The organism is Nocardioides luteus (assembly GCF_000960475.2).
Classification (GTDB): Bacteria; Actinomycetota; Actinomycetes; order Propionibacteriales; family Nocardioidaceae; genus Nocardioides; species Nocardioides luteus_A.
In genome coordinates this window covers 126,438-138,803 of sequence record NZ_JZDQ02000003.1, presented here as the reverse complement: position 1 = coordinate 138,803, position 12,366 = coordinate 126,438, and the positions used below count along the sequence as shown (strand labels likewise).

Annotated in this window: 11 protein-coding genes; 6 read left to right on the top strand and 5 right to left on the bottom strand. The window is 71.3% G+C overall.

All coding sequences use genetic code 11. From position 1 onward, the window contains the following. The gene (locus tag UG56_RS02920; RefSeq protein WP_052693455.1) at positions 1-1,542 is read left to right on the top strand and encodes a phospholipid carrier-dependent glycosyltransferase; all 1,542 of its coding nucleotides are present in this window, start codon (positions 1-3) and stop codon (positions 1,540-1,542) included. Here UG56_RS02920 and UG56_RS02915 read toward each other — a convergent pair. From UG56_RS02915 to UG56_RS02895, 5 genes are all read right to left on the bottom strand, one after another. After that, entirely contained in the window at positions 1,451-2,422 is a 972-nt protein-coding gene (locus UG56_RS02915) for a lysylphosphatidylglycerol synthase domain-containing protein (RefSeq protein WP_071326845.1), read from the bottom strand. The genes UG56_RS02920 and UG56_RS02915 overlap by 92 nt on opposite strands. Beyond that, a complete protein-coding gene (locus tag UG56_RS02910; protein ID WP_045548389.1) occupies positions 2,419-3,471 on the bottom strand; it encodes a glycosyltransferase family 2 protein in 1,053 nt (350 codons plus the stop codon). Before UG56_RS02910 ends, UG56_RS02915 begins: the two co-directional genes overlap by 4 nt. Positions 3,472-3,617: 146 nt before the next feature. Next, positions 3,618-6,386 carry a YfhO family protein gene (locus UG56_RS02905; RefSeq protein ID WP_045548390.1) on the bottom strand — a complete coding sequence of 923 codons (2,769 nt, stop codon included), beginning with the start codon at positions 6,384-6,386 and terminating at the stop codon, positions 3,618-3,620. Between the two features lie 90 nt (positions 6,387-6,476). Further along, positions 6,477-7,232 carry a class I SAM-dependent methyltransferase gene (locus tag UG56_RS02900; protein ID WP_045548391.1) on the bottom strand — a complete coding sequence of 252 codons (756 nt, stop codon included), beginning with the start codon at positions 7,230-7,232 and terminating at the stop codon, positions 6,477-6,479. 23 nt (positions 7,233-7,255) lie between these two features. After that, positions 7,256-8,362, bottom strand: a complete 1,107-nt coding sequence (locus tag UG56_RS02895) for a glycosyltransferase family protein (RefSeq protein WP_045548392.1) — start codon at positions 8,360-8,362, stop codon at positions 7,256-7,258. Positions 8,363-8,456: 94 nt separating this feature from the next. Between UG56_RS02895 and UG56_RS02890 the strand changes: the two genes are divergently transcribed. The 5 genes from UG56_RS02890 to rnc all read left to right on the top strand — a co-directional run bounded on the left by UG56_RS02890 (position 8,457) and on the right by rnc (position 12,366). Continuing rightward, a complete protein-coding gene (locus tag UG56_RS02890; RefSeq protein ID WP_052693458.1) occupies positions 8,457-9,464 on the top strand; it encodes a lysylphosphatidylglycerol synthase transmembrane domain-containing protein in 1,008 nt (335 codons plus the stop codon). Then, positions 9,416-10,798: a hypothetical protein gene (locus UG56_RS02885; protein ID WP_045548393.1), complete on the top strand. Its 1,383-nt coding sequence runs from the start codon at positions 9,416-9,418 to the stop codon at positions 10,796-10,798. Before UG56_RS02890 ends, UG56_RS02885 begins: the two co-directional genes overlap by 49 nt. Before the next feature lie 40 nt (positions 10,799-10,838). Further along, the gene (locus UG56_RS02880; protein WP_045548394.1) at positions 10,839-11,393 is read left to right on the top strand and encodes a YceD family protein; all 555 of its coding nucleotides are present in this window, start codon (positions 10,839-10,841) and stop codon (positions 11,391-11,393) included. Between the two features lie 68 nt (positions 11,394-11,461). Continuing rightward, positions 11,462-11,647 (top strand): 50S ribosomal protein L32, encoded by a 186-nt coding sequence (gene rpmF / locus UG56_RS02875; RefSeq protein WP_008358292.1) that lies wholly within the window; start codon positions 11,462-11,464, stop codon positions 11,645-11,647. 20 nt (positions 11,648-11,667) lie between these two features. Beyond that, positions 11,668-12,366, top strand: coding sequence for a ribonuclease III (rnc, locus tag UG56_RS02870; protein WP_045548395.1), 699 nt, complete (start codon positions 11,668-11,670; stop codon positions 12,364-12,366).

Below are 12,366 nucleotides of genomic sequence, written 5' to 3'. Positions count from 1 at the left end.
ATGCACCGCTCCACCCGCGAGGACCGCGCCGGGGCACGACTCCCGAAGCGGCTGCTCGCGGCGATGGTGCTGGTGGCGTTCTTCGCGCTGAGCCTGAGCAGCTACGTCGCTCTCACCCGGTCGCTGCAGTACCAGACCCGCGACGAGGGGCCGAACGCCGGCTACGCGGTGGAGCTGGCCTCGGGACGGCTGCCGACGATCGACACCCCGGTGACCACGGACGCACGCCGCTACCCCCAGGTCGTCGAAGGGCTGGAGACGATGGTGGACGAGCCGCACCGCGACATCTGGACCGCCAACCACCCACCGCTCTACTACCTGATGTCGCTGCCGTTCGTCGCCGCGGCCGGGGCGCTCGACGCGCCTCAGGTGATGACAGTGGGGATGCGGCTGATCAATGCCGTCGGCTCCGCGCTCTGCGTACTGCTGGTGGGTCTGATCGCCTTCGAGGTGACCCGGCGGGCGACGACCGCCTTCCTGGCGACGGCGGTCAGCGCCTCGTGCGCCGTGCTGGTGACCGCGGGTGGGCACATCGCCAACGACGGTGTCGCGGTCGCGGCGTCGTCGCTGACCCTGCTGGCCACGATCCGGATCCTGAACCGCGGTCTGTCCCCGCGGCGCCTGGCGCTGGTCGCGCTGGCCGGTGCCGCCGCGGCGGGTGCGAAGGCGCCCGGAGTGCTGACCGTCGTCCTGTGCGGAGCGGCCATCGCCGCGGCACTGCTCATCAAGGACCGTTCCGGGCGCGGGGTGGTCCGTGCGCTGGCGGCCTCGGCCGTCGCCACCGGGGTTCCGGGGCTCGCCACCGGCTGGTTCTACGTCCGCAACATCGTCCTCTACGGCGACCCGACCGGCACGGGTGCGCTGCTCGACAAGTTCGACCGGGAGCCGAACGGCACCTGGTGGCAGGTGCTGACGGACGGCTCGCTCTGGGTCGACTGGTACGAGCGGCTGTGGGTGCCGCTGCTGGCCGAGGGGTACGTGGTGGTCGCCGACCTGCTCGGCATCGTCGCAGCGATCGGCCTCCTCGTGCTGCTCGTCCGCCGGCGGATCACCGGGTCGGCGGATCCCTGGTCCCGGCCGGGATGGCTGCTGCTCGCGGTCCACGCCGTGGTCGTCCTGGCGAACCTGGTCGGCTTCGTCGCGGGCGGCGGGAACCCGAACGACCGCTACCTGCTACCGCTCATGCCGCTGCTGGCCACGGTGCTCGCGGTCGGGGTGATGGCGATCGTCGACGTCCTCCCGGTCGGCCGCCGCGAGTCGCGGGCCGACCTGGCGGCGGCCGCGACCACGCTCGCCCTGGGTGTCTACGCGTTCCTGATCTTCCGCTGGTTCATCGACTCGCCGACCTACGTGGGCCGGCTTCCGAGCGCCGACGCTCGCGGCGCCGACCTGGTGGTGGCCGTGGGCGTGGTGTGCGGGCTGGCCGCCGTCTGCCTCGCGGCCTGGCCCGCTAGGACGTACGCCGCCCGGCGACCGCTCCGAGACCAGCCAGCACCACATCGGCAAGGAGCAGGAGGACCCGCGAGGCGAGCGCGACGGTGAGCGCCTCCGGGACCCCGATGATCGGGCCCAGAGTGAGGGCGAGCAGGCCCTCGCGGATCCCGGCGCCGGCCGGGGCCGGGATGAACGCGATCCCGGCGGCCCAGGCCAGGGCCATCCCACCGGTCGCGGCCGCGACCTCGAGCAGCCCCACCGAGGCGTACGACTGCATCATCACCGCCAGGTGGAGGCCGAAGGCGACCCAGGCGAGCACCGCCCAGCCGATCGCGGTGAAGAGCCCGCGCGCGCTGAGGCGTACGCCGAGGGGTTCGCGCCCGAGCCGGGCGAAGAGCCAGTCGAGCATGCCCGGGACGACGCGCGGGTGCAGGCACACGGCCAGCGGCACCAGCAGGAGCAGCAGCCACCAGTAGCGGCTCAGGCCCTCGGAGGAGGACCAGGGGAGCAGGAGGGCGCCGACGCCGATGCCGCTGGCGACCACGACCCCCATGAAGAGGATGTTGGCGCCCAGCATGGTCCGGCGGGCGACGCCCCAGCGCAGCCCGAACTGCATCTGCGCGACGACCGGCCACACCGAGCCGGGCAGGTATTTGCCCAGCTGGGAGACGTAGAAGACCGAGTGGGAGTCGCGCAGCGAGGGACGGATGCTCATGCCGTGCAGCAGGGCCACCCAGATCTGGCCGATCAGCATGGTCCCGGCGATTGCGAGGACCCCGGCGATCGCGAAGCGGCCGAGGCTCAGCTCCTGGACGGCGGTGGCCAGATCGGCGCGCTGGCGCCAGACGAGGTAGGCGCCGCCGAGCACGACCACGAGGGCGAGCCCGATCTTGAGCAGCCGCTTGGCGAGGCTGGGTCTCGTGGGGCCGGGCGTAGCCGACGACCCGGCCTCCGTGGCGGAGACCGGGTCGGAGCTGGTCGCTGTCACAGGCTGGTCGTCCACGTCTCGCCGGACTGGGCCGAGGCCGCACGTGTCTGCGTGTGCGGCAGGTCGAACTCGGCGACCGAGGTCTGGTCGCGGAGCATCTCGGTGCCGGACTTCCCGAAGCGCGCCTTCTTGGTGTGCTCCAGGTCGTCCTCGATGAGCACCCGGTTGGTGCGGATCAGGTCGGAGATGACGCCGAGCATCGCGGACATGAAGGCCAGGTTGATCAGCACGCCGCCGAGCAGCAGCGACTGGATGTGGTTGCCGTTGTCGCCGCTGAGCCACAGCACCAGGTAGCGGAAGAACGGGATCGCACCGAGGACGAAGAAGAAGGCGGTGAGCCAGACGAAGATGGCGTAGGGCTTGTACATCATGTAGCTGCGCACGATCGCCGCGCCGGACTTCATGATGTGCTCGGGCATCGACTTGAACAGCCGCGACTCACGCGTCTTGGCGTTGGTCTCGATCGGCACCGAGGCGATCTTCATCCGCTTGTTGCCCGCCTGGATGATCGTCTCCATGCAGTAGGAGAAGCGGGTCACGGTGTTGAGCAGCATCAGCGACTCGCGCGAGTAGGCGCGGAAGCCGCTGGCGGCGTCGGGCAGGTCGGTCTCCGCGGCCATGTTGACCACCTTGGAGCCGACCTTCTGGAGCTTCTTCTTCAGCCCGGAGAAGTGCTCGATCTGGTCGACCTGCCGGTCGCCGATGACGATGTCGGCCTGGCCGTTGATGATCGGCTGGACCAGGTCGGCGATGCGGTCCTGCGGGTATTGGTTGTCGCCGTCGGTGTTGACGACGATGTCGGCACCCAGCTCGAGCGCGCGGACCACGCCGTCGTGGAAGCTCCGGCCGAGGCCCTGGTTGCGGGAGTGGTGCACGAACTCGCGCACGCCGTGCTCCTTGGCCACCTCGACCGTCCGGTCGGTGCATCCGTCGTCGACGATCAGGACCACGATCTCGTCGATGCCGGGGATCTGCTTCGGGATCGACTCCAGGACGGACGGGAGCGTCTCCTCCTCGTTGAGGCAGGGGACTTGAACGACAAGCTTCACAGGGACCTCAGGGCAAGTAGTGGGACCGAACAGAGAAATTCGGGGTTCGTGAGGGGCTTCTGAGCGGCCACATTACCGCGTGGATTCCGCGGCCCCACGCCCCCTCGCGGGTGTCATCCGGCGTATGTGCTAAGGAAACCTGGCGTTCAGGACCGGTCCACGCGGCGTCTGCCACGGCGGCGATCCGTCAGCCACGGAACGAGCAGCAGACCCAGCGTCACCAGGGCGCCGAGGAGCGAGACCACGGCACCCGTACGCAGCCCGGGGGCGTCGTAGCGGAGCGTGACCGTGTGGGTGCCGTCGGGGACGGGCACCGCGGCGAAGGCGTGGTTGCCGGCGACGAGCGGGACCTCCTCACCGTCGACCGTGGCCGACCAGCCCGGCCGGGCGATCGAGTCGGCGACGACCAGGTAGCCGGCACCGTCCGCGGTGACCGAGGCCGAGATCGTCTCGGGCTCGTCGCGGCGTACGTCGACCTGGGCCGTCGAGCCGGTGGCGGCCGGTGTCGAGGAGTCGTCGAGGAGGACGGTGCCGGGGGCGACGCCCTCGGTCAGCCGCCGCACCCGCGTGGGACCGTCGGTGACGACCTCGCTGGTGCCGGCCCAGCGGATCCGGGGCAACGCGCTCGCGCGCTCGTAGACGACCGCGCCGGCCGAGGCGTGCACCACCCGGAGCCCGTCGCCCTTCTCCGGCCGGACCGCCCCGCAGACCGCGGAGCCGTCGCTGCGGCCGGCGAGGTGGACGGGCTTCCGCTTCCCCGAGAACGTGATCGTCACCGGCACCGGCCCGGAGGTGAAGCGGTGGTCGGGCACCGCGACGCGCAGCTTCTCACCGCGCCTGAGCGGCCGGTTCACGGCGATGGCCCGCTCGGAGGTGACCTTCTCGGCACCTGCGCCGACGCTCACCCGGACGAGCGTCGGCGTCTGCGCCCGCGGCTTCAGACCGTGGGGCACGGTGACCTCGATCCCGCGCAGGTCGCCCTTCGGCACCTGGCACGTCGCCTGCCGTCCGGGTGCGAGGGTCAGCAGCTGCCGCCGCGCGGCGGGCACGGGCGCTGGCTGGACGGCTCCGATGACCTCCATCGGCTGGGTCACCCAGTAGCGGACCGAGAGCTGGTCGAGCACCGGCTGGCGCCCTGGGGTGGGGATGCCGGCCGGGAAGTCGCTGTAGGTCGCCGACAGCTGGGCGTCCGGGCTGACCGCCGCGATCAGCGCCTTCCACTCCGGCGAGGTGAACTCATGGCCCGTCGGCGTACGCAGCCGGTAGTGGTCGGCGACCGCCGAGTGCTCCCAGCCCGAGGCGCCGTAGCGGTCGTCACCGAGGTTCCCCTTCAGGAACTCGTGCGCCGGGGTGACCGGATAGAAGTCGTCGCGGTCGGTCAGCGGCAGCACCTCGTGCGCGAACATCGTGCTCTGCGCGACCACGGCCAGCACGAGCACCGACGGGCCCAGCAGCCGCAGCCGCCCGCGCAGCAGGAGCGTCCCCGTCACTGCGAGGACCGAGACGACCAGCAGCAGCACCGGCAGCCGCAGCTTCGCGGCCATGTCCGGGATCGGCCGCTGCGCGCCGTCGACGAAGGCGTACGCCGCATGCAGGAAGTACGCAGCCACCCCGGCCGCCGCGAGCAGCACGACCAGCGACACCACCAGCTTCGGTCGCCAGGACCGGTCATCCCGATCCGACCCCGACGTCTCCGACGCCTCGGCCCGCTGGACCAGTCGCTCCAGCCCGATCCCGGCCAGGACCGCACACAGGAACCCGAAGATCGAGTTCGCCCGCCCGAAGCTGTTGGAGCTGTAGCCCGGCAGCTTCTGGAGCAGCTCGAGCGGCAGCCCGCCGATCCACAGCAGCCACACGATCGCGGCCAGGACGACCGCGAGCAGCGCCGGCGTCGACGGACGCCGGCCGCTCGGGAGCCGGACGACCAGCGCACAGAGCGCGAGGATCAGCGCCGCGACGCCGACGAACGCGATCGACTCGATCGGGTTGTCCTCGCCCGCCCAGAGACCGTCGACGCAGGTGCCGTAGACGTCGGGCGCGACGGTGGTGAGCACGAGGCTGGCGGGCTTGACCTGGTTGGGGACGCGCTCGTCGATCCCGAGCGCGCTCATGTTCAGCGCGAACGGGACCACCTGGACCGCGGAGAGCGCGACCCCCAGCCCGACCCCGCCGGCGGCGATCCCGCCGGCGACCAGGAACCGCCGTACGTCCCGGAGCGCGAGCGCCCGGACGACCACGTAGATCGCCCCCAGCGTCAGCGCGAACATCGTCACCGCCGGGAACCCGCCGAGCAGCATCGAGGCGACGACCAGGCCGACAGCGGCAAGATCACGCGCGCCGCGCTCGTGGACGGCCCGGTCCAGCGCCCACAGCAGCAGCGGGACCAGGCAGGCGACCTTGGTGTGCGGCCAGTTGGTCCACATCATCATGAACCCGGAGGTGAAGAAGGCCAGGCCGGCGACCAGCGCGATGCTGCGCCGCACCCCGAGGCGGCCGAGGAAGATGACCATCCCGGCCAGCACGAGGACCAGCTCGGTCAGCTTCACCCACGCGGGCGCCAGCCACAGCGGCATCACCCAGTAGGGCCACGAGACCGGGCTCAGCACGGCGTGGTTCGGCAGCGAGGCCAGGGGAGCGCCGCCCACCTCGTAGGGCGCCCAGGTCTGCCAGTTGCCGTGACGTACGCCCTCGACGATGTTCTCGACGCCGGGCAGGTAGTAGTCCCAGGTGTCGCCGCGGCACCACAGCGTTCCCTGCGGAATCGGGCCGTCGGCGGCGTACGGCATCATCGCGTGCAGCCAACCGGTGTCGAGCAGCATCCCGCGCCCCACGAGCGCGGGCCCGAAGGTCACCGCGACGAAGAGGACGAGAAGCGCCAGTACGACGCCCGAGCGCCACCGATCCGATGAGAACACAAGCCGAAAATCTATGAGTAGTCCGATCCGGGCGCCGGTAGCGCGCGCGGGAGGTCGGCCAAGTTGTCTTTGGGCGTTCCGGGCAGCGGGTCAGTCACGCCTGGTCGCGACGGCCACGAGCCCGGTGCCGGTGTCGGGTCGCAGCCGCTGCAGCGCCATGAACGGGCTGGTCGCGAGCGCGATCGCGGCGCCCTTGAGCCGGCCGCTGGGCTGGAACGTACGTCCCGTCGCCCGGGTGAGCTCCTCGGGAGTGAGATCGCCCACCTTCTCCAGCTTCCGGGCGTCGATCCGGTTGCGGACCGCCTCCAGGGCGTAGCCGAGCGGCCAGCCGTAGACGGTGATGTCGATGTCGACCAGGCCGGCCTCCTCGAGCCGGGCGGTGAGCTCTGCGGGGCTGTAGCGGCGGAAGTGCCCGGCGTGCCGGTCCATCGGCCCGAACCGCTCCTGGAACGCCGGCACCGAGAGCACCAGCCGGCCGCCCGGGCGGACATGCGTCACCCACTCGGCCAGCGCCCCCTTGTCGTCCTCGATGTGCTCGAGCACCTCGAAGGCACAGACCAGGTCGTACGTCGCGCCCGGCTCCAGCTCGGAGGACATCGCGTTGAGCACCTTGCCGCCCATGCACGTGATCCTCTCGTACGCCACCGCGAACGAGTCGGCGTCGGGCTCGATCCCGAGATAGTCGGCGCGGGTGGCCAGGCGGGCGCCGAAGGCACCCTGGCCGCAGCCGATCTCCAGCGCCGTCGTCGGCGCCAGCCGGTCGATGATCCGGCTGACGACGTCGTAGCGGAGCCAGGCGCGGGGTGCGAGCGGAGGCAGCGGGCGGTCGGTGGCGGTGAGCGACATCTGGTTCCTGGGTCGGGGTCGGGTCAGCTGAGAACTTCGAGGATGGGAGAGGCGACGGCCTGCGGGGTGTAGTGCTCCCGCGCCTGCTCATAGGCCGCCTCACGCAGGCGCTGGGCCTCGTCCGGGTCGTCGGCGAGCTTGGTCAGGGCCGAGGCGAGCTCCTCCGGGCTCCCGGGGGAGACGAGCATGGCCGCGCTCTCCAGCATCCGGCGCTGGGGCGCGGTGTCGGAGGTGACGACCACCGCACCGGCGGCAGCGCCCTGGAACGCCTTGTTGGGCACCACCCGGCGGGCCTGCGGGACGGTGCCGAAGATGCCGAGGCTGACGTCGAAGCCGGCGACGAAGTCGGGCAGCTCCTCGGCGTCGACCCAGTCGACCCAGGAGACGCGCGGGTTGCCGGCCGCGAGGCGCCGGGCCTCGTCGTACTGCTGGCCCTGGCCCACCATCGTCACCTCGATCCGCTCGTCGTCGGCGAGGATGTCGAGCGCGTCGGCGATCACCGGGACGCCGTGGGTGGGGGAGAAGAGGCCGACGAAGACCGCCTTCAGCGGCGCATCGGTCGGCCGCTCGAGGGCCCTTGCGCCGGCGTCGAACCACTCCGAGGTGGCACCGACGGGGCACACGACCGAGTGCCGGCGTACGTCCTCGGGCAGCGCCTGCTGCTGCTCGGCCGTGTCCACGACGACCACGTCGGCCTGCTTGAGCGCCATCGCGTCGATCGCCTTCATCAGGCGCAGCTTCAGGCCGCCGGAGCCGGCCAGCCGCCGGTTGGTGGCGACCCCGGCCGCCGAGACCATGTGGTCGAGGAGGATGGTCGAGCGAGGGTGGAGGAGGCGGGCCAGGTGCACGTCGAAGTGGCCCAGATAGCCGACCAGGACGGCGTCGGGGCGCCGGTCCCGGCGCCGGCGCAGCGACTCCCCGACCAGTCCGCTCCAGCAGACCAGCAGGCGCAGCACGAGCAGCGGCAGCCGCCACGGTTGTCGCAGGATCGCCACCCTCGCCGCGGTGTCCAGGCCGAGCGGCCGGTTGACCTCGGTGACCTCTGCGCCACAGGCCCGTAAGCCCTCGATGAGTACCGCGACCCGCGGATGGGAGGCCACGTCGTAGGTGCCGAAGGCGACGATGTGCATCACCTCAACGTTAGGGTCGTAGTCAAGGAAAGATCGAGCAGCACACCCCGCAACCGAGATGTCCGCACCCGAAAAGTGCTGCCAGGAAGGACCTGTGGGCCGAGGCTGGACGAAGGTGGTGCCGCTCAAGGCGGTGGTCGTCGGGATCGTCGTCGTGGTGGCGGCGTACGCCGTCCACCGCAACTGGGACGCGCTCGTGCGGGGCTTCCAGGAGCTGCCGCTGTGGGTCCTGGGGGTCGCCTTCGCGCTGACCGTGCTCGCCCAGGGTGTCGCGCTGCTGATGTGGCGGGTGGTGCTGGCCGATCTCGGCTCGCCGCTGCCGTGGGTGCCTGCGGCCAGGATCTTCTACGTCAGCCAGCTGGGGAAGTACCTGCCCGGCTCGGTGTGGACGATCGTCGGCCAGATGGAGCTCGCCCGCGCGGAGCGGGTGCCACGGCGTACGTCCCTGACCCAGGGTGTCCTCGTGCTCGCGATCGCCGTCGGCGCCGGGGTGATGGTCTCGGTGCTGCTGATGCCGTTCCTCGGGCGCGAGACCTTCGCGCGCTACTGGTGGGCGGTGCTGCTCCTGCCGCTGATCCTGGTGGCCCTGCATCCGCCGGTCTTCGCGAAGGTCGTCGACACCGGGCTCCGGCTGGTGCGGCGCGAGCCGCTCGAGGTCCTGCCGACCTGGCGGGGGATCGGCAGGGCGCTGGCGCTGCAGGGCGTCGTCTGGCTCCTGCTCGGCCTGCAGATCTGGGTGGTCGTGGTCGGTCTGGGCGGCGACCCGCTGCCGTCGTTGCTCGCCAGCGTCGGCGGCTATGCCCTCGGGTTCAGCCTGGGCATGGCCGCGATCGGGCTCCCGGCCGGCGCCGGGCTGCGCGAGGCGGTCCTGGTGGTCGCCCTCTCCGGCGTCCTGTCGCCCGGGCTGGCGCTCCTGGTCGCCCTGCTGGCCCGCGGGATCGCCGTCCTGGCCGATGTCGTGGTAGCGCTGGTAGCGGCGTTCCTGACCCGCCGCACCGGTGACCTTCCACCAGATGTCCAGCCCCCAGCCGACGAAACACCAGGGAGATCTCTGTGCCCACCCCACGGCCCACCGCACCGCAGCTCTGGACCGCAGGCCTGATCGCCAACCTCATCACCTGTGCCGGCGTGTGCGCCGGCTACGCGCTCTCCTCGCCGCTCTACGGCACCAAGGACGAGGTGGCCCACGTCGACCACGCCTACCAGCTCTGGCACGGCATCCTGATCCGCATCGGCGAGCCGATGCGGATGCCGCAGATCTGGGGCTACACCCTGCCCTTCGACTGGACCGGCCAGCACCCGCCGCTGTTCTACCTGCTGCTGGCGCCCGTGGTCGGGCCCCTCACCGACGCCGGCCACCTGCTGGCCGCCGGGATGGCCGCACGCGGCATCGCGGCGCTGATCACCTGCCTGGTCGTGGTCGCGGTGATGTGGACGACGCGACAGATCGTCCCGAGCCGCCCCGAGGTCTCGATCGCAGCCGGTCTGGTCACCGCCCTCAGCCCCGCGCTGACCAGGCTCGGCGGGGTCGTCTTCAACGACAACCTGTTCGTGCTGTGGGTCACCCTCCTGGTCGGGCAGACCGTCTGGTTGCTCCGCCACGAGCCACGGACCCGCGGGCTGCTGCTCTTCGGCCTGTACGCCGCCGCAGCCCTCGGCACCCGGCTCCCCGGTGTCGTCTTCATCGGCCTGTGCGCGACGACCCTCGGCCTGGTCTGGCTGTTCACCGGCCCACGTAGCGACTGGGCGGGAATCCTGCGGCTGGGCGTCGCCGTGCTCCTCGCCGTCGCCGCCAACGCCTGGTTCTACCTCCGCAACTTCCGTGCCACCGGCAACTGGTCCGGCATGCAGACCGACCTCGTCGGCAAGCCCGGCGGCCCGCTGCAGGAACGGGAGGTGCGCTCCGTGCTCGATGTCGCCACCGATCCCGACATCTGGCGCCAGCTCCTCATCCCGCCGGCGCTGCAGGAGCACGTTCTCGTCGGCGCCGTGCTCACGATCGGGCCCCTCGTGCTCGGACTGGTCGTCGGCGTCCGCTCCTTCTCCGGGGAACGGCGCGAGACCGTGCGGGTCGCGACGGCGCTCCTGCTGCTCGCCCTCACCGCGACCATCGTCGCGATCCAGCTCGACTACGCGGCCGGCGGCGGGGGAGCGTACTGGCGCTACCTGATCCCGCTCACGATCGTGACCAGCCTGATCACCGCGCTCGGCCTGACCGCCTCGCCGCGCCTGGCGGGACCGGCGGTCGGGGTCTGGGCGGCGGCCTCGTTCGCCGTCTTCGCCGCCCACATCGCTCCACCGAACCCCTCCGGCGGCGACCTCGCCACGGCGCCGGTCTTCCAGTCGGCGGCCTGGATCGCGACAGGCGTGGCCGGGGTCGCGTGCGTGGCCGCTGTGGCGACCGTCCTTTTGGTCGCGGTCGCCCGATCCCGTTAAGATCTCTCTGATCTGTCGTGCCCTCATCCGGAAGTGAAACGTGACCAGCCTGGACCCGAGAGCGCCGCTCGTGCTCGATACCCGCGAGCTCGGCCGCCGCCCGGGGTCCGAACGTCACGTCGAGCTGACGGTGCCGGCGCCGGCAGATCTTGGTATCGAAGTCCTCTCTGTCCCCGAGGGATCGCCGGTCGAGCTCGACCTGCGGCTCGAGGCGGTCATGGAGGGTGTGCTGGTCACGGGGACGGCTATCGCCGGCCTCGAGGGCGAGTGCGTGCGGTGCCTGGAGCCGATCGAGGACGACGTCGAGGTCGACATCCAGGAGCTGTACGTCTACGACGACTCTCGTGACGGCCAGGACCCTGACGAGGACGACGAGACCAGCCGGACCGAGGGCGACCTGATCGACCTCGAGCCGGTGCTCAGGGATGCGGTGGTGCTCGCGCTGCCGTTCCAGCCGATGTGCCAGGACGACTGTCCGGGACTGTGCCCCGAGTGTGGGGCGCGGCTCGCGGACGAGCCCGGGCACGACCACGGCGACAAGGTCGACCCGCGCTGGGCGGGGCTGGCTTCGTTGAAAGACGACTCCAGCAACTAAGATCACCCAGCACAACAGGCTTCAGTAGCCGGTCGAGATCCGGCCGGTCGAATTATGAGGAGATAACAGTGGCTGTTCCGAAGCGGAAGATGTCGCGCAGCAACACCCGCCACCGCCGCTCGGCCTGGAAGGCCGTCGCGCCGACCCTGGTGACGTGCGCGAACCCCGCCTGCGGCGCCAAGCACATCCCGCACCGTGCGTGCGGCGAGTGCGGCCAGTACGGCGCTCGCGCCGAGCGTCGCCAGGTCCTCTGATCTGACACGCGGTTAGTCTCCTGACCAACTACGCCGAGCTACGCAAAGCGCTCGGGGATCCGATTCTGGACCCCGAGCTGCTTGAGCGTTCGCTGACTCACCGGTCCTACGCCTACGAGAACGGTGGCCTGCCCACCAACGAGCGCCTGGAGTTCCTGGGCGACTCGGTGCTCGGCGTCGTGGTCACCGAGACCCTCTATCGCACCCACCCCGACCTGCCCGAGGGCAAGTTGGCCAAGCTGCGGGCGGCGGTTGTGAACGCCCGCGCCCTGGCCGAGGTCGGACAGGCCATCGGCCTGGGCCAGCACATCAAGCTGGGCCGGGGCGAGGAGGCCACCGGTGGGCGCGAGAAGGCGTCGATCGTCTCCGACACCGTCGAAGCGGTGATCGGAGCGGTCCACCTCTCCGGTGGCATCGAGGTCTCCACGGTCCTCGTCCACCGGCTCTTCGACCCGCTCATCGAGGCGGCCTCCGACCTGGGCGCCGGCCTCGACTGGAAGACCTCCCTGCAGGAGCTCGCCGCCGAGCGGGCCCTGGGTGTTCCCGAATACGTCATCACCGACGAGGGCCCCGACCACATGAAGACCTTCACCGCGAAGGTCCGGGTCGGCGACCAGCTCTACGGCAACGGCGTCGGCCGCTCCAAGAAGGAGGCCGAGCAGGCCGCCGCGGAGACGGCCTACGGCGAGATCCAGGCCTCCGCCTCTTCCTCCGCCTGA